This window comes from Oxalobacteraceae bacterium OTU3CAMAD1 (assembly GCA_024123915.1).
Classification (GTDB): Bacteria; Pseudomonadota; Gammaproteobacteria; order Burkholderiales; family Burkholderiaceae_D; genus Rugamonas.
The window spans coordinates 4,673,233-4,691,854 of record CP099650.1; the positions used below are offsets into that span (position 1 = coordinate 4,673,233).

Annotated in this window: 13 protein-coding genes; 4 read left to right on the top strand and 9 right to left on the bottom strand. The window is 64.0% G+C overall.

Annotated features, from left to right (window positions below; translation table 11 throughout):
• Positions 1-2: 2 nt before the first annotated feature.
• The 9 genes from NHH88_19980 to NHH88_20020 form a co-directional block, all read right to left on the bottom strand.
• Positions 3-851 (bottom strand): alpha/beta hydrolase, encoded by an 849-nt coding sequence (locus NHH88_19980; protein ID USX11971.1) that lies wholly within the window; start codon positions 849-851, stop codon positions 3-5.
• 75 nt (positions 852-926) lie between these two features.
• Complete coding sequence (locus tag NHH88_19985; GenBank protein ID USX11972.1) at positions 927-3,431, bottom strand: DNA internalization-related competence protein ComEC/Rec2; 2,505 nt, start codon at positions 3,429-3,431, stop codon at positions 927-929.
• A gap of 207 nt (positions 3,432-3,638) precedes the next feature.
• Positions 3,639-4,439 carry a hypothetical protein gene (locus NHH88_19990; protein USX11973.1) on the bottom strand — a complete coding sequence of 267 codons (801 nt, stop codon included), beginning with the start codon at positions 4,437-4,439 and terminating at the stop codon, positions 3,639-3,641.
• A 95-nt stretch (positions 4,440-4,534) separates the two neighbouring features.
• Positions 4,535-5,329, bottom strand: coding sequence for a TatD family hydrolase (locus NHH88_19995; protein ID USX11974.1), 795 nt, complete (start codon positions 5,327-5,329; stop codon positions 4,535-4,537).
• Positions 5,330-5,333: 4 nt separating this feature from the next.
• Complete coding sequence (gene lolD, locus NHH88_20000) at positions 5,334-6,041, bottom strand: lipoprotein-releasing ABC transporter ATP-binding protein LolD (protein USX11975.1); 708 nt, start codon at positions 6,039-6,041, stop codon at positions 5,334-5,336.
• 4 nt (positions 6,042-6,045) lie between these two features.
• The gene (locus NHH88_20005) at positions 6,046-7,311 is read right to left on the bottom strand and encodes a lipoprotein-releasing ABC transporter permease subunit (GenBank protein USX11976.1); all 1,266 of its coding nucleotides are present in this window, start codon (positions 7,309-7,311) and stop codon (positions 6,046-6,048) included.
• Between the two features lie 94 nt (positions 7,312-7,405).
• Entirely contained in the window at positions 7,406-8,671 is a 1,266-nt protein-coding gene (locus tag NHH88_20010; GenBank protein USX11977.1) for a lipoprotein-releasing ABC transporter permease subunit, read from the bottom strand.
• 130 nt (positions 8,672-8,801) lie between these two features.
• Complete coding sequence (locus NHH88_20015) at positions 8,802-9,497, bottom strand: PEP-CTERM sorting domain-containing protein (GenBank protein ID USX11978.1); 696 nt, start codon at positions 9,495-9,497, stop codon at positions 8,802-8,804.
• A gap of 49 nt (positions 9,498-9,546) precedes the next feature.
• Positions 9,547-14,277, bottom strand: a complete 4,731-nt coding sequence (locus tag NHH88_20020) for a carboxypeptidase regulatory-like domain-containing protein (GenBank protein USX11979.1) — start codon at positions 14,275-14,277, stop codon at positions 9,547-9,549.
• A gap of 361 nt (positions 14,278-14,638) precedes the next feature.
• On the opposite strand from NHH88_20020, the gene NHH88_20025 reads away from it, so the two are divergent.
• The 4 genes from NHH88_20025 to NHH88_20040 all read left to right on the top strand — a co-directional run bounded on the left by NHH88_20025 (position 14,639) and on the right by NHH88_20040 (position 18,618).
• Positions 14,639-15,718 (top strand): hypothetical protein, encoded by a 1,080-nt coding sequence (locus NHH88_20025; GenBank protein ID USX11980.1) that lies wholly within the window; start codon positions 14,639-14,641, stop codon positions 15,716-15,718.
• Positions 15,715-17,409: a single-stranded-DNA-specific exonuclease RecJ gene (recJ, locus tag NHH88_20030; protein ID USX11981.1), complete on the top strand. Its 1,695-nt coding sequence runs from the start codon at positions 15,715-15,717 to the stop codon at positions 17,407-17,409. The genes NHH88_20025 and recJ overlap by 4 nt, the downstream gene beginning before the upstream one ends.
• Positions 17,410-17,490: 81 nt before the next feature.
• Complete coding sequence (locus NHH88_20035) at positions 17,491-17,928, top strand: MbcA/ParS/Xre antitoxin family protein (protein ID USX11982.1); 438 nt, start codon at positions 17,491-17,493, stop codon at positions 17,926-17,928.
• Entirely contained in the window at positions 17,929-18,618 is a 690-nt protein-coding gene (locus NHH88_20040) for an RES family NAD+ phosphorylase (protein ID USX11983.1), read from the top strand.
• Positions 18,619-18,622 lie beyond the last annotated feature (4 nt).

Consider the following 18,622-nt stretch of genomic DNA (forward strand, 5'->3'; position numbering starts at 1 on the left):
TTTTACGCGAAAGCCCCGTATTTAAGAACTTTTTTAGCGCCGTCGGCGGTGGATTGTTCGTCCAGCAGACCAGCGATCATGTCGGCCGTGGCGTCGGCCGCCGCCGCCGGCGTCTCCATCGGGAACAGATGGCCGCCGGGGATCAACCGGAAGTGGCGGCCCACCAACGCTTGCGTATGTTTGTGGCCGGATTGGCTGGTTTCCCACGAATCGGTGCCGCCGATGAAACCGATCGGCACCGGAAAGCGCCCGCGCACGATTTTCGGCAAATGATGCGGCAAGGTGGCGTAGACCGCCGTCTCGATCTCCCGCGTGTAGCGCAACTGGACGCCTTCCGGGTGCGGTTTCATGCCATTGTCGATGTAATCGGTCAGCACGCCGGGCGCCCAAGCCGCGAAGATATCCTTGCCGGCGAAGTGCTCATACGCGGCGGCGGCGCTTGGCCACACATTCCGACGGCGTTTAGAGAATTTGGCCGGCGGGACGTCGTACGCCTTGCCAACCAGTTTGATGGTCCGCCAGACCAGCGCGCGCCAGCCGGCGACCACCGGCGCGTCGAGCATGACGACGCAGCGCACCAGGTCCGGCCGCGCATGGGCGACCAGTAAACTAAGCATGCCACCCAGGGAATGCCCCACAAGGATCACGGGTTCCGAATAACGCGCGGTCAGTTCGGCGATGTATTCGTCCACAAGACGCGGCCAGCAGTCGGTGACCGGATAGCTTGGGTTATGCGCGTGCATATCGAGCGCCTGGATGTCGAATTGCTCGCTCAGCCTCTCGAAGAACTGGCGGTACACGCCCGCCGGATAGCTGTTGGCATGGGCGAAATGCAGCTTGGGCTTGCTCACAAGCGGTCTCCGTATGGTTATTGTCGACCAATTGTAACGGCAGTTCCGCCCAGCGGCTGGTGGGAAGGCTCTAATTCAGCGGCCGTACCAGTAGCGGGCGTGCGTCTCCCGATAGCTGGCTATGTCGATGGTCTGGCCGAAATTGAGTGTTAAAGCGCCCGATTGGTCGTTCCGCAAGCGCTGGATGTTCAGCTCTCCATAGCGCTCGTAGACCTCTTTTTTGGGATGTTGGTAGCGATTGCGGTAGCCGACCTGGAACACGGCGGCCTGCGGGTTCACCGCCGTCAAAAAATCCAGGGTCGAACTGGTGCCACTGCCATGATGTGGCACCAGCAGGACGTCGGCACGCAGCCGTTCGCGGTCGCGCGACACAAGTTGCGACTCTTGCAAGGCCTCGATATCGCCGGCCAGCAGCATCGCTTTGCCGCCGACGGTAATCTTCAGGGTGCAGCCCCGCGCGTTTGGCTTAAGAGTCAGGTCGGCGTAGCTGGCAGCCAGCGGATGGAGTATCTCGAAGCGCACGTCATCCCACGTCCAAGCCTGTCCGGCGGCGCACTGCACATGCCGCCGCGCCGACGCCACTATCGGATGATTGGGCTGCAGCGATCCAAGCACCCACTTGACCGGTAAGCCATCGAGCACCGACAAGGCGCCGCCCGAGTGATCGACGTCGCTGTGACTGACAATCATGCCGTCCAGCGAGGCGATGCCGCGTGCTCGCAAATACGGCAGGATGACGCGGTTGCCGGCGTCGATTTCGGTGCCGTAGCTTGGACCGGTATCGTAAAGCAAACGGTGATGGCTGGTTTCAATCAGCAGCGCCATGCCCTGCCCCACATCGAAAGCGGTCACTGTCATGCGACCTGGTTGCGGGTGCGATGGTTCGGCCGCCAGCAACGGTATCCAGGTCGCCAAGCCAAGCCAGCGCGCCGGCCATCCGCGTGGCGCGAGCAGCCACAGGGTCCCGAACATCGCCCAACAAAACAGCCACAAAGGCGGAGTCGGAGCGCGCCAGACCGCGTAACGCAGGCCGCTGAACCATTGCAGGCAAATGGTCAGCCACTCGACCAGCAGATGCGCCAGACCGAGGACCCAGGCCGCCAATGACATCGGCAGCATGCTGCCCACCAGCGCCAGCGGCGTGACGACAAGACTAATCAACGGGATCGCCACCGCGTTCGCCAAAGGACTGATGACGGACACCTGCGCGAACAGCAGCATCGTCAGCGGCACGAGTCCAAGCGTGACGGCGTACTGGGTGTGGGCGCCAACGCGCAAGGCCTGCCAGCATCGGTGACCAATCGTCAACGCGGGCTGGGCGTTCTGCGGTGGATCGTCGACGCCGGCGGCTAGCCTGGCTGGACGCAGCGTGGTACGGCCGACGGTGGAATACAGGATGACGGCCACCGCGCCGAACGACAGCCAAAATCCCGGCCATAGTACTGCCCACGGGTCAAGTAGCACCACAACTCCGAGCGCTGTGCACAGCACATGCGACACGTTGGCGATCCGGTTTAGCCACAGCGCGACGGCGACAACGATCAACATATACAAGGTACGCTGGGCCGGCACGCCGAAGCCGGCGAGCAGCACATAGAACAACGCGACCGTCGCGCCGACCAGCGCCGCGACTTTTTGCGCCGGCATCATCAACGGCAATTGCGCGCGGGTGAAAAACGAGTGCCGCCACAATGAGAAGGCGATCAGCGCGAACAACCCCGCCACCATGGTGATGTGCAATCCACTGATGCTGACGAGATGACCGATACCGGTATTGGTGAAAACCTTCCAATCCGCTTGATCGATCCCGCGCTGGTCGCCAACGACCAATGCGACGATCACGCCGGCGTAAGGTTTATCGGGAAGCGCCGCCAGAATCCGCGCCCGGAGCGCCGCGCGACAATGCTCGATGACGTTGCGGGCGCTGAAGACAAAGCTGTCCAGGCGCCGATTGGCGTGATTCGGCCGCACGTAACCGGTCGCACGTACGCCCTGCTCCAGCAACCACGCCTCGTAATCGAAACCATATTCGTTGGCGTTGCCGTGTGGCCGCTGCAGGCGAACCGTGAGTTGCCAGCGTTCGCCCGGCTGCACGTTGCCGATTTGCGTGATCTGATCGCGAAAGCCTGCGTACCAGGACAGCGCGATACGTGGCGGAACCGGAGCCGGCCCGGCCACCGTCGTCTGCGCGCCATTCAGCCCATCCAGCACGCCCTCCACGGCGAAATTGAACCGAACGCCCTGGGCGAAACGATAGGGTAAATTATCCACGGTGCCAATTACCGTAAAATCCCGCCCCTCATGCGCGCTCGCCAGTTGCGATGACAGCGCCCCGTGTGCCAGCCAAGCAGCCCAATAAAAGCCGACGATGGCGCCAACCAGCAAAGCGTGCATCGCGCGCAAAGTCTGATAGCGGAACCCCCAATCCGTAGGAAATTTGCGCTTGACCACCATCTGCCACAACGCCAGCCAGACAGACAAAATCCCCGCAGCCCAAGCAATGACCGGGACGTCAGGCAGCACCGCTTGCGTTTGCAAGGACGCCGCTCCCGCCGCAAAGCCGATTATCGCCAATCGCATCGCCACTCCGCCAGTGCGTCGCCCTCGCATTGGAGCGTTCGGCCAGCCCGTCCGACCGACACAGCGATACTATGCAAGCTTCCGCAGACCGTCGAATTCAGCGATCCAGCCTTTGATCCGCATCAATGTAAAAATTTCTGTAGACAAAAAAACGCCAGCAGGGACAACCCTGCCGGCGGTCGATACGGGCCGAAGAAAAGGTGACGCTTATTTCGGCGAAACGTCGGTCGCCTTCACCGCGATACGTTCGGCGATGTTTTTCGCGGCGATGGTCTCGGTCAGGAACGACGTCGATTTCACCAGCAGGTCGCGCGCCACCTCTTCCAGCGGCGAGCCGCTGATGCTGGCGTGGTTGCCGCCCAGCCCCGTGCCGCCGCCCCAGCCCATCGCCGAGACGCCGAAGCCGGTCTTCTCGTTGTTGGCCTGGAAGGTCTTGGAGGCGATGATCTTGGCGCGGCGCACGTCCACCACGCGGATATCCATGTTCATGTGGACCTTGGACTTCTTGTAGTCGACCGCGCCGGCCAGCATGCTCAGCGGGCCCTTGAGGAAGCTCAGACCGCCCAGGCCGGTCGAGCTTTGCTCGAAGCCCAGCGACGTGATCGAGCCGGTGATCATGTAATCGGCCGCCTCGGCTTCGACCTTTTTGCCAATCAGCGCCAGCTCCTTGTTGATCTCTTCCATTTCGGCGCGCTCCTGCACGTCGAAGCAGCCGGTCTGCGTCAGCGCGGTGGCCAGCATCTCGGTCATGCCGGTGCCCACGCCGGTGTAACTCGGCTGCGCCACGGTGCCCGAACGCTCCCACCAGCGGTACTGGCGCGGGTCCTGCTGGCCGGCGCCCGACGAGCAGTCGGCGGATTTGCATTTGAATTCGGTGAAGACGACCTTGGCCGCAGGACTATTGCACTTGGGCACATCAATCTGGCGCTCCGACACCGTGCTGGTGTCGGCGAAGCACATCGCGGGGATAAACAGGAGGGCGGCGGCGAGGCGAACGTCTGGTTTCATATGGATTTCCGTGGGTTGGTACAGGCAAATATTGGCGATTATGCACTGTCAACTCATCAATAATTCTATCCAAATGTCACAAAATCAATTATCACCTAAGAAACTATCATCCGCGACAACGCTGCCTTGGCATTGGCCGTGGTCGCCAACGCGACCTCCTCCACGCTAATGCCGCGCAACTCGGCCAGCACGGCGCCGATCCGGGGGATTTGATCGGGGCTGTTGCGCCCCGGATGGATCCAGCTGGGCGAAATGTCCGGCGCATCGGTCTCCAGCACGATCGCCTCCAGCGGCAGCTCGGTGGCCATGCGGCGTATCTGCAAGGCGCGGGTAAACGTCATGGCGCCGCCGAAACCGAGCTTGAATCCCAGGTCGATATAGCCCTGCGCCTGCTGGAAGCTGCCGTTGAAGGCGTGCGCGATGCCGCCGGCGGGCCGGATCTGGCGCGCGTGCTTGAGCACCACGTCCTGCGAGCGGCGCACATGCATCAGCACCGGCAGCTCGAAGTCGCGGGCGATCTTGAGCTGCTCGCGGAAGAAGAAGATCTGCTTCTCGCGCATCGCCGGTTCGGTCAACATGGGAATGAAGAAGTCCAGGCCGATCTCGCCCAGTGCGACGAAGCGCGGGTCGGCCAGGGCCGCCTCGACCCGCTCGCGCAGCACCCGCAAGTCGTCTTCCTTCGCGTTCGGAACATAGATCGGGTGGATGCCGAGCGCATAGCAGCCATTGTCCACGCTGGCCGCCAAATCGGCGACGATGGAGAAGTTGGCCGTTTCCACCGCCGGGATCACGATCATGCCGACGCCCTGCACCCTCGCCTTCCGCGCCTGTTCGGCGGATTCGCCGCCGAATTCGTGCGCGTCGAGGTGGCAGTGGGTGTCGATCCACATGATGTCAGTCCTGGTAGGGTTTCAAGCCTTCGTCGGTCAGGCGCAGCACGCGGTCGCAGCGGCGCGCCAGTTCGATGTCGTGGGTGACGATGACGAATGCCGTGCCCAGGGTGCGCGACAGCTCCAGCATCAGGTCGAAAATCTGCTGCGCGGTGGCGTGATCGAGGTTGCCGGTCGGTTCATCGGCCAGCACGCAGGCGGGCTGCGTGACCAGCGCGCGCGCCAGCGCCACACGCTGACGTTCGCCACCGGACAATTCGCCCGGCACGTGGGTGACGCGCTTGGCCAGATTCACGCGGGCGAGGATTTGCTGCGCGGCGCTGGTCGCGTCGCTGCGTTTGACGCGCCGTATCATCAGCGGCATGCCGACATTATCCAGCGCGGAGAACTCCGGCAGCAGGTGATGGAACTGGTAGACGAAGCCCAGCGAAGCGTTGCGCAGATCGCCGCGCGCCGACTCATTGAGGCTGGCGAAGTCCTTGCCCAGCAAGGTCACGCTGCCCGTGGTCGGCGTATCGAGGCCGCCCAGCAGATGCAGCAGCGTCGATTTGCCCGAGCCGGAGGCGCCGACGATGGCGACACGTTCGCCACGCCGCACGTCGATGTCGATCCCGGCCAGCACCTTGACCGAGTAGCTGCCCTGCGTGAAGGTCTTGCCCAGGTTGCGGCAGGACAGGACCACCGGTTCCAGGTTGGTCGTGGAGTTGGTCATTGGATCACTCATAGCGCAATGCCTCCGCAGGTTTGACGCGGGCGGCCCACCAGCTTGGGTAGATCGTGGCGACGAACGCCAGTACCACGGCCACGCCGCCGATCTTGAAAACGTCCGGCCAGCGCAGGTCCGACGGCACGACGCTGATGTAGTAAATATCCTTGGACAAGAACTGCACTCCTAATAAATGTTCGATAAACGGCACGATGACGTCGATATTGAGCGCCACCAGCACACCGCCGGCTACGCCCAGAATGGTGCCGAGAATGCCGACCAGCGCGCCCTGGATCATGAAGATCTTCATGATCGATCGCGGCGAGGCGCCCAGGGTGCGCAGAATGGCGATGTCGGCCTGCTTGTCGGTCACCGTCATCACCAGCGTCGACACGAGGTTGAAGGCGGCGACCGCGATAATCAAGGTCAGGATGATAAACATCATGCGCTTTTCGGTCTGGACGGCGGCGAACCAGTTGGCATTGAGCTTGGACCAGTCGCGCATGGTCAGGTCGCCGGACATCGTGCGCTTGAGGTCCAGCGCCACTTGCGGGGCGCGGTTCATGTCGGACAGGCGCAGGCGCAGACCGGCCGGCGCGTCCAGGCGCAGCAGCTTTTCGGCGTCGGTCAGGTGCACGAAGGCGAGCGCGGAATCGAACTCGTTGTGGCCCGCCTCGAAGATGCCGACCACATTGAAGGAGCGCATGCGCGGCAGCACGCCGGCGGGCGTGGCCTGGCCCTGGGCCAGCGCCAGGGTCACCTTCTCGCCCAGATTGACGCGCAGCGCGCGCGCCAGTTCGATCCCGAGCACGATGTTGTAGGCGCCCGGCTGCAGCGCGTTGAAACTGCCCCTGCGGGTCTGCCTGGCGACGTCGGAGACGTTCGGCTCCTGCTCCGGCAGCACGCCGCGGATGATGGCAGGACGCAGGATATCGTCGCGTACCAGCATGCCCTGCGTCTCGGCGAACGGTGCGGTGCCGATCACCTCGGGATTCTTGCGGGCCTCGGCGGCTTCGGCCTGCCAGTTCGGCATCGAGCCGCGCGCGTCGAACACCTCCACGTGGGCCAGCACCGACAGCATGCGCCCGGTCACGTCCTTCTGGAAGCCGTTCATCACGGACAGCACCACAATCAGCGCGGCCACGCCCAGGCCGATGCCGGCCATCGAAATCAGGGAAATAAACGAGATAAAGCTGTTACGCCCGCTGCGCTTGCCGGCGCGCGTGTAGCGCAGGCCGACCAGCCATTCAAACGGTAGATTCTTAATGATACTCATGTGTTCCAGCGGACATAATCGGCAAAGTCAGCAGTTTGCCATATAAATGGTGTTAGATGCGTGCGGCGAGGCACACAGCCTGCGTCGACCCGCCTCACTCATAGCGCAGCGCTTGCGCCGGCTTCACGCGGGCGCCGCGCCAGCTCGGATAGATCGTCGCCACGAACGCCAGCAGCACCGAGATCACGCCGATGTTGGTGACATCGGACAGGCGCAGGTCCGAAGGCACCGAGCTGATCAGATAAATGTCCTTGGACAGGAAATGCATCCCGAACAAGCCTTCGATGAACGGCACGATGATGTGGACGTTGACCGCCAGCACCGAACCCAGCGCGATGCCGAAGCCGGTTCCCAGCACCCCGGTCAGCCCGCCCTGGATCATAAAAATCTTCATGATCGACGCCGGCGAGGCGCCCAGGGTGCGCAGGATGGCGATGTCGGCTTGCTTGTCGGTCACCGTCATGACCAGAGTGGCGACCAGGTTGAAGGCCGCGACCGCGATAATCATGGTCAGGATGATGAACATCATGTTCTTCTGGCTTTTCACGGCGGCAAACCAGGTCGAGTTGGCGCTGGTCCAGTCGCGCATGAACAAATCGCCCGGCATCGACTGCTTCAATTGACGCGCCACCTCGGGCGCGCGCTGCATGTCGGCCAGGCGCAGGCGCAGGCCGGACGGCGCGGCAACCCCCGCCAACTGCTCGGCATCGCTGATATTGATGAGCGCAAGACCGGAGTCGAACTGGTTGTGGCCGACCTCGAAGATGCCGGTCACGGTCAGCGAACGCACGCGCGGCTGCATGGCGCCGCCCGACCCCGGCCCCTGGGCCCGCGCCAGGGTCACGGTCTGGCCGACCTTGACTTTCAGCGCCCTGGCCAGCTCGGCGCCCAGCACGATGTTGAATTGACCCGGTGTGAGCGAGTCCAGGCTACCCTCGCGCATGCGCTCGGCCACCTCGGAAACGTTCTTCTCGGCCGACGGCAGCACGCCGCGCACCACCGACGGGCGCAAAATGTCGTCGCGAATCAGCATGCCCTCGGTCTCGACGAAGGGCGCGGCGGCGCGCACCTCGGGGTTGGCGGCGGCCTGGCGGGCGCGCTCCTCCCAGTCCGGCATGGAGCCGCGCATGTCGAACACCTCGACGTGCGCCAGCACCGACAGCATGCGGGTGGTTACTTCCTTTTCGAAGCCATTCATGACGGACAGCACCACGATCAGCGCGGCCGTGCCCAGGCCGATGCCGGCCATCGAAATCAGGGAAATGAAGGAGATGAAACTATTGCGACCGCTACGCTTGCCGGCGCGCGTGTAGCGCAGGCCGACCAGCCATTCGAACGGCAAATTCTTGACTATACTCATGGGCTAACTGGGCGATCAACTGAAGTGAGCCCGAAGTTTGCCATACAAATAGCATTTCATGGGTGAAACGCCGCACTGGCACCGACAAATCGTCGCGCCACCAGAGGGCGGCGACGCGACGGTCAGGCTATCAGGCGAACTTTTGGTCCTGGCCCGACGACTTGCGGCGGCCCATGAAGCCGATCATGCCCAGGCCCAGACCCAGCATGGCCCAGGTGCTCGCTTCCGGCACCGGTGCGGCCATGGCCACGCCCAGCAGTTGCTGCGACGCCAGACCATTGCTGCCCGTGCCGGTGAAGGTCGTGTAGTCGTACATATTGATCAGCATCGTGTGCTTGGACGCCTTGTCCAGCATCGTCGCGGCGGCGTCGGCGCTATCGTCGGCGCCGTCGATGAAGTACTGCGTGCCGTTCTGCGCATACATATTGCCGTCATCGGCGACCAATTCCCACAGCGCCAGCTGGAAAGCCTTTTGCGTGGTGGTGTCGTGCATGGCGCTGGCGTACGACGTTTCGTACAGCGCCTTGACGCTGTCTTTCACTGCGGCCTGGGTGGCGGTGTAGACGGTCTTTTGCTGCAGATCGACCATCGGCTGGATGCAGAAGGCCAGGAAGCTATCCTTGATGCTGTCGGTGTTGGTCAACTCGATCACCGGGATGCCGACGAAAGGCGTGCCGTTGAAGTTCTGGCCGTCGAAGTTGGCCACCAGTCCGCCCGCACCGACGATTGGCTTCGAATTGTAGGTGTCGGCGGCGAACGACGCACCCGACAAGGCGACGGTGACAGCGAAAACAGCGGCGTGGATGGCGTTGAATTTGATTTTCATGATAATTTTTCTATAAGAGTGATAAATGTTTGCTTGTTCTTGAGGAAACTTAGACGTATGCGAATTCCGCGTGGCACTGCGCGACCAACTGGACCGGCTGCGTGCCGTCGGCCATCAGGTCGGCCATGGTTGGCAGGGTCAGGCCGGCGGCGGCCGCGTCGGACGCGGCCACGTTGAAGTAGACGTCGGTCATGTCTGCCGTTTTGCCGTTGCTCATGGTCACGCTGCTACGCTCCAGGTGCAGATTGTTGTTGGCGTCGAGGAACGGCAGTTCGGTGTAGCCGACGTTCAGGCCGGTCACACCGGCGGCCGCCAGCGACACCAGTTCGCCCGCGTCGGTTTTGCCGTCGCTGTTGGCGTCCTGCCAGATCAGCAGGCTAGCGAATTGCGCGTCCGAGGCGTTGACTACGCCGTCGCCGTTGCTGTCGTAGCTGGCCAGCTTGGCGAAGCCCGAGCCCTTGGCGGTGCCACCGAACAATTCGCCGACGTTGTCGATGCTGCCATTGCCGTTGCTGTCGATGGCCAGGAAGCCGTCGCCCTTGGACAACCAGCCCGACTGGATCGCCTTGCCCGTGCCCAGCAGGTCGAAGCTCCCCTGCATGTCGCCACGGGCGATAGTGTGGATGCCGTCGCCGTTCAGATCGATCGCGATCGGCGTGATGCCGGCGTCCCAGCTCATATCGTTCTCGCCCGAGCTCAGGGTAATGGTGTCGGTCTTGGTGACGTTGACTTTGTTGACCATGTCGCCGTTGACGTCGGAATCAATGGCGTCGTTGCTGCCGGTGTTCTTGACGCCCCACTTCCAGTCGTTCATGTTGATGTTCTTGAAAATCACGTTGGACTTGTCGAACACCAGGTAATACTTGCCAGGAGTCAAATCGGCAAACTTGTAGTTGCCGTTGCTATCCGTCTTGACGGTGCCCAGCTTGTTGTTGGCGGTGTCGTACAGCGATACGCTGATGCCGCCGATGCCCTCCTCGCCGCTATCCTGCACACCGTTGTGGTTGCCGTCGCGCCAGACCTTGTCGCCGACGCTGGCCTTGCGGTAGATGCCGGCGTCGACCGTGCGCAGCTGTTCGCCGGCATCCAGGCTGATGGTGTCGGTGCGGCCGCTGTTGCCGTTGACCGTGGTGACGTCCGAATCGACGGTGTAGTCACCGGCGTCGGCCTTGGTGAAGAACCAGCCGGCGCCCTTGGTTACTTCCACCTTGTAGTTGCCCGCTTGCAGGCCGTTGAACAGGTACTTGCCGCCATTGGCGGTGACCACGGTCTCCTTGAGCACGTTGTTGGCGTCGTACAGTTTGACGGTGACGCCATCGACACCCTTCTCACCCGCATCCTGCACGCCGTTGTAGTTGGCGTCTTCCCAGACCGTATCGCCAATGCTGGCGGCCTTGACCAGGCCGGCGTCATGGGTCTTGTCGTTGGCACCAGAGGCCAGCGTGATCTGCGCGGTCTTGCCTGCGCTGTCGACGTCGGAGTCCAGGCTGTCATTGCCGCCCTGGTTTTGCTTGGTGAACAAATAGCCGTCCACCGCCCCGAACTTGACCGAATACTTGCCCGGACCGAGGTCGTTGAACGAATACAGGCCATTGGCGTCGGTGGCGGTGGTGCCGACCGCGACGTTTTTCTCGTTGAACAAGGTTACGGCCACGCCCTTGGCGCCGGCTTCGCCGCTTTGCTGGATGCCGTCGCCGTTGGTGTCGTACCAGACCTTGTCGCCGATGCTGCCCTTCTGATAAATGCCCGCGTCCATGGTGGTGACGTTCTGGCCGGCGGTCACCGTCACGCTGCCCAGGTTGCCGCTGGCGTTGGCGTCGCTGTCGATGGCGTTGTTGCTGCCGACCTTCTGCGTGGTGACGGTGTAGCCGGTCGGGGTTTTGATGGCAACCGAGTAGGTGCCCGCCTCGACGCTGAACTTGTAGTTGCCGCTATCGTCCGTGGTGGTGGTCTTGAGGACCTTGCCGGCGGTGTCGCGCAACTCGACGGTTACGCCGGATTTGCCGCTTTCGCCGCTGTCCTGCAAGCCGTTGCCGTTGCCGTCAATCCAGACGCGGTCGCCGATGGTGGCGGCCGCCAACACGCCGGCATCGACGGTCTTGTCGACCTGGCCGGACGTCAGCGTGAAGGTGTGCGACTTGCCGGCGGCACTGACGTCGGAGTCGGTGGCGTCGTTGCCGCCCTGGTTGGCGGTGGTGAAGGTCATGTTTTCAGGCAGGCTCGCCTTGTCGAACACGACGCTGTAGCTGCCCGGCTTGAGGTTGCTGAACTGATAGTTGCCGTTGGCGTCGGTCAAGACGCTGGCGCCGACCTGCTTGCCGTCGGCGTCGAACAGGCTGACCTTGACATTGCACACGCCCGCTTCGCCGCTGTCCTGCACGCCGTTCTTGTTGGTATCGAACCAGACGCGGTCGCCTACGCTGGCGTTTTTGTACAGGCCGGCATCGACGGTGTTGTTTACCTCGCCCGCGTTCAGGGTGATGGCGCCGGTCTGGCCGGTGGCGTCGACATCGCTGTCCTTGGCGTCGTCCGCGCCGGCGTCCTTGCCGGTGAACTGGTAGCCGGCCGGCGCCTTGACCGACACCGTGTAGCTGCCCGGATCGGCGGTGAAGTTGTAGCGGCCGGCCGCGTCGGTACTGGTGGTTTGCACCACTTTGCCGTTGGCGTCCTTGAGCTCGACGGTCACGTTGCCGATGCCCGCCTCGCCGCTGTCCTGCACGCCGTTGGCGTTTTTGTCTTCCCACACGGTGTCGCCCAGCTTGGCCTGGAGCACGACCACGCCGGCGTCGAGGTCGGCGTTGTTGGCGCCCGAGACCAGCGTCACCTGCGCGCTCTTGCCGGTGGTGGCGTTGGCGTCGGAGTCGGCCGCGTCGCTGCCGCCCTGGTCGGCGGTGGTAAAGGTGTGGCCGGCGGGCAAGGTGGCCTTGTCGAACTGCACGCTGTAGGTGCCAGGCTTGAGGTTGGTGAAGCCGTAGACGCCGTTGGCGTCGGTGGTGGCGCTGGCGCCGACCGGGTTGCCGCTGGCATCCAGCAAGGTGACCTTGACACCGGCCACGCCCGCTTCGCCGGCATCCTGCACGCCGTTGCGGTTGGCATCGAGCCAGACGCGATCGCCCAGCGAGGCAGCGCGGTACAGGCCGGCGTCGATGGTGTTGTCGACCTGGCCCGGGGTCAGCGTGACCAGGCCGCTCTGGCCGGCGGCGTCGATATCGCTGTCGGCGGCGGCGTTGCCGCCGGCGTTCTGGCCGGTGACGGTCATGCCGGCCGGCGCGGTGACGGCGATCTTGTATTGGCCGGCGTCAACAGTGAAGCTGTAGTTGCCGTCTGCGCCGGTGGTGGTGGTCGCGACCACGTTGCCGTTGGCGTCGCGCAGCTCGACGCTGACGCCGACCAGGCCAGCTTCGCCGGCGTCCTGCACGCCGTTGCCATTGCTGTCTTCCCACACGCGGTCGCCCAGGGTGGCGCGCTCGGCGACAATGCCGGCGTCCACGGTCAGGTTGCTCTCGCCAGAGGCCAGCGTCACCGGCGCGGTGCGGCCGGTGGTGGCGTCGGCGTTGGAATCGGCGCTGGTATCGCCGCCCTGGCCTTGCGTGGTGAACAAGTGGTGGGCCGGCAGGCTGGCTTTGTCGAACTGCACGCTGTAGCTGCCCGGCTTGAGGTCGCTGAACTGGTAGTGGCCGCTGGCGTCGGTGGTGACCGCCGCGCCGACCGGGTTGCCGGCGGCGTCGAGCAGGGTGACGCGCACGCCGGCCACACCCGCCTCGCCGGCGTCCTGGCTGCCGTTGCGGTTGGTGTCGTACCAGACGGTATCGCCCAGCGAGGCGGCGCGGTACAGGCCGGCGTCGGCCTTGTTGTTGGTCTCGCCCGGCGCCAGCGCGATCGCGCCGGTGTTGCCGCTGGCATCGATGTCGCTATCGGTGGCGTCGTCGCCGCCCTGGTCCTGGCCGACAGGTTTAAAGCCTGCCGGCGCCTTCACCGACACCGAGTAGGTGCCGGCGTCGACGTCGAAGTGGTACTGGCCGGTGATGTCGGTGGTGGTGCTGGCGACCACTTTACCGGCGCCGTCCTTGAGTTCGACCACGACATTGCCGATGCCCGCCTCGCCGGCGTCCTGGACGCCGTTGCCGTTGCCGTCTTCCCAGACGAAGTCGCCCAGATGCGCCGGCGGCACTTTGAAGGTCAGGTAGTTTGGCGTGGCGCTCGTGTCGGCGGCGTTGCAGCCAACCAGGCCGCCCGCGTCGCGCACCTTGAAGCCGATGTCGAAGCTGCCCGAGGCGCTCTGGCTCGGCTCGAAGGCGAGCTTGCCGGCGGCGATGTCGGCGGCCGACACCTCGGTGTTGGCGGCGACGGCCACGCCGTTGAGCGTCAGTTTTCCGGCGGTCGGCAGCGACGTGACGATGACGGACTGGAAGGCGTCGTGCTCGACCGCGTCGACGAAGCCGAAGTCGGCTTGCGACAGCACGACGGCGTTGCCGTTGTCCAGATTGAAGGTTTTGTTGGCGGCAGTGGGCGCGTCGTTGACCGGATCGACGATCACTTGCATCGTCATCGTCACGGTGTTGCCGGCGCCTTGGTCCACCACGAACTCGACCGTAGTGAACTGGCCGTTGTAATCGGCGTGCCACTGGCCAGGACGGATATAAATGGTGTCTGCATCGACCTTGCCGAAGAGCGCGGTGTTCTTGGTCGACGTGGTGCCGTCCGGCAGGACCACGTACATGGCGCTCACGTTGATCGCGGTGCCGGCGGTGTAACCGGCAGCGGCAAGAATGTCACGCACATCGAAATTACCTTCGGTATCTTCGCAAATGTGAATAGAGGTAGCAAGGTTGATCGAACTCATGTCGTAAAGCCTTCGTATTCTTCTAAAAATTGGGGGAGCTGAACGGCTGCTGTCACGTGGTCGAGGTGGTCAGCGGCGCGGCACGCGGAGGCATTCACGGACGCTAAGTGATGCCTGCAAATCATCTAAGTTGCTCATATTACATACAGATTTGATTTTGGACAATTGATTTTTATCCATGTTAGTGATTTTATTTTCAATATCTTTCTGGAATGTTGTGTTTTTAACTTGACAAGTCTATCCGCATTTTGCTGGAAAGATTTTTTCGGTCCCCGCCGCAATGCCCTACAATCTCGGAATGACTGAAATCACCCTTGTTCTGCCTTACGCGCTGCCCCCACCGGAGATGGCGCGCGATCTGATCCGCGCCCTGCAAACACCCGCACTGGCGGCGCTAATATCGCGCCACAGCGATGTCAACACCAACACTTTCGACAACAACAGCCGCGTGCTGCCGCATGAGGCGTGGCTGAGCCACGCCCTCGGCCTGGCGCCGGCGCCCGACCATCCGGACACCGGCGCCCCCGTGGCCACCGCCGCCATGCGCGGCTGCGGTCCGGAGCTGGCGGCAGCGGCGGCCAGCGGCCACTGGTTCGTCGTCCAGCCGGCCAATATCCAGATCTCGCGCACCCACTCGCTGCTGTCGGACCCGCGCGCCCTGCAGTTGACCGAAGACGAATCGCGCAGCCTGTACGACCTCGCCCGTCCCTACTTCGAGGAACTGGGCAAGCCGCTGCTGTACGCCACGCCGGGGTTGTGGTTCGCCCGCGCGGACGACTGGTCCGGCCTGCGCACGGCGTCGCCGGACGCCGCCACTACCCAGTACATCAGCGACTGGGTGCCGGAGGGCGACCGCGCGCGCGACTACCGCAAGCTGCAAAACGAGATCCAGATGCTGTGGCACGAACACCCCGTCAACGAAGCACGCCATGAACGCGGCCTGCAGCAGGTCAATTCGTTCTGGCTGTGGGGCGGTTCGGGACCCGTGACCCCGGCGGCGCTGCCGCTGTGGGTGGCCAGCGCCGGCGCGCCGTCATGGATGCAGGCGCTGGCCGCCCCCGGGCGGCGCGCGCCGGAGGCCGCGCGGCTGATCGCCGATGCGGGCAATGAAGGCGGCGCCGTCACTGCCGTGCTGGCGGAGTTGATTCCATCGGCGCAAACCGGCGACTGGGCCGACTGGCTGGCACGCGTGCAGCGCCTGGAACAGGAGTGGTTCGCGCCGCTGCTGGCGGCGCTTAAGGAGGGCCGCGTCGATCGCGTCACCCTGGTGATCAGCCACCGTCACAGCTGGATGACCGTCTCGAGCACCAAACTGGCCCAGCGCAAATTCTGGCGCAAGCAAAACCTGAACACTTTATTGAGTACCGTCCGCACATGACCCGTATCGCCACCCGTCCCTGCCCTTACCGCGAATCCGAAATGCTGCGCCAGGGAGGCATCCATCCGGTGCTGGCGCGCCTGTACGCGGCGCGCGGCCTGACCGACATCAAGGATTTGTCGAGCGAGCTGGCGGCGATGATCCCGCCATCGGGCCTGCTGCACATCGGCGCCGCCGCCGTCTTCCTGGCCGACGCCATCGCCGCCGGCAAACGCATGGTCATCGTGGCCGACTACGACTGCGACGGCGCCACCGCCTGCGCGGTCGCGCTGCGCGGCCTGCGCGCCATGGGCGCCAACATCGACTTCATCGTCCCCAACCGCTTCGAATACGGCTATGGCCTGACGCCGGAGATCGTGGAACTGACGGCACGCGAGAAGCGGCCCGACATCATCATCACGGTGGACAACGGCATCGCCAGCATCGACGGCGTGGCCGAGGCCAACCGGCGCGGCATCGAGGTGGTGATCACCGACCACCACCTGCCGGCCGATACCCTGCCCGCCGCGCGCGTGATCGTCAACCCGAACCAGCCCGAATGCGGCTTCCCCAGCAAGCATATCGCCGGCGTCGGCGTAGTGTTCTACGTGCTGCTGGCGCTCCGCGCCGAATTCCGCAAGCGCGGCGCCTACGAGACGCAGCCGCAGCCCAAGCTGGACAACCTGCTCGACCTGGTGGCGCTGGGCACCGTCGCCGACGTGGTGCGGCTGGACCCGAACAACCGCATCCTGGTGGCGCAAGGGCTCAAACGCATGCGCGCCGGCCGCATGCACGCCGGCGTGGCCGCGCTGTTCCGCGTGGCCGGACGCGAGCCGCGCACCGCCAGCCCGTTCGACCTCGGTTTCGCGCTCGGCCCGCGCCTGAACGCCGCCGGCCGCCTGGAAGACATGTCGCTCGGGATCGAATGCCTGATCACCGACGACGAGGGCCGCGCCTGGGAACTGGCGCAGCGGCTCAACGAGATCAACCTGAAACGGCGCGAGATCGAGGCCGAGATGCAGGACACCGCACTGCTGCACCTCGACACCTTCGAACCGGCCAACAGCAGCACCATCTGCGTGTTCGACGAATCGTGGCACCAGGGCGTGATTGGCATCGTCGCCTCGCGGCTCAAGGAAAAGTTCTTCCGGCCGACGATCACCTTCGCGCCCGGCGCCGACGGCTGGATCAAGGGGTCGGGCCGTTCGATCCCCGGCTTCCACCTGCGCGACGCGCTCGACCTGGTCTACAAAAAGGCCCCCAGCCTGATCGACAAGTTCGGCGGCCACGCGATGGCGGCCGGGCTGACCCTGCGCGCCGAAGCCTTCGACGCCTTCGCCGCCGCCTTCGAGGAAGTCGGCCGCGCGTGGCTGAGCAAACAGCAGCTGGAGCGCATCGTCGAAACCGACGGCCCGCTGGAGGACGCCTACTACACCACCGCCTTCATCGACCTGATGGCCGGCCAGGTGTGGGGCCAGGGCTTCGCGCCGCCGGTGTTCTGCGACGAGTTCCGCGTGGTCAGCCAGCGCATATTAAAAGAGCGCCACCTCAAACTGTTGCTAGAGAAGAACGGCGCCCGCTACGACGCCATCTGGTTCGGCCACGTCGACTCGCTGGGCGAACGGGCCAAAGTCGCCTTCCGCCTGGACGCCAACGAGTACAACGGCGTAACAAAAGTACAACTCCTGGTGGAGCACGCAGAGCCGGCCTGAGGCGCCAAGCGCGGCCAGATTCACTCCCCGATTGCTATTCATCCGAAAAAGGAGTATAAGTACTCCATTAACGGAGGATCTATGAATCTGACCTATGCTTACCCTCGCAGCCGCTTCGAGCCAACCGCCTTGGTGGACCTGAACGCCAAGGCCGAGCGCGAGCGGTTATCGAAGTCGGCCCTCAAGGGCTTTTTCAAGCTCGCCGCCACGTGGCATGTGCGCGACGAGGACGCCCGCCAGCTGCTGGGCGGGCTGTCGAGCAGCGCCCTGTACGAATGGAAAAAGAACCCGGAACGCACGCTGGAGGTGGACTGTATCACCCGCATTTCCTACCTGCTGGGCATCTACAAGGCGCTGCACATCATCTACGGCGACAAGCTCGCCGACGAATGGGTCAACCTACCCAACAACAACCAGATTTTTGAAGGCCGCACGCCGCTGGCGTACATGCTGGGCGGCGGCCTGCTGGCGATGCAAACCGTGCGTCAATTATTAGATGCGCGCCGCGGAGGATTGTAAGTGCCGGTCAGCCTGATTCCACCCCTTACCACGCTGCGCCAGTTCGACACTTGCCGTTTGCTGCCATCCCGGTTCGCCGACCTGGAGGATTCCGTGCTGTCGCCGCTGGCCGACAGCGACGACATGCTGCGCGACCTGTTCGACCTTGACAACGCCACCAACGCGCGGCTGCGCACGCAAAACGGCGGCTCGGCCGGCATCAACGTCGATGAACTGGTGTTCGGCGTGCCGAACTTCCGCATCGTAAACGCAGCCTTCACCTACGCGCATCCGCAGGGCAGCCGCTTCAACGACGGCCGGCGCGGCGCCTGGTACTGCGCCTTCGACGTGGAAACCGCGCTGGCGGAGGTGAGCTTTCACAAGGCGGTGGAATACGCGGAAATCAACCGCTTCGACGACAGCGTGCAGTATCAATGCATGCTGGCCGACTTCACCGCCACCTTCCACGACCTGCGCGGCCAGCCGCGCTACGACGCCTGCCTGTCGCCGGCCAGCTACATCGAATCGCAGACACTGGCCGAACGCCTGCTCGACGGCGGCTCGCTCGGCATCATCTACCCCAGCGTGCGGCGTCCGAGCGGCACCAACCTGGCCTGCTTCCGCCCCGCCTTGGTGGGCAACGTGCGCAAAGGCGCCGCCTATCGCCTGACATGGCAAGGCAGCCCGGAACCGACCATCGACATTATCTGACTCA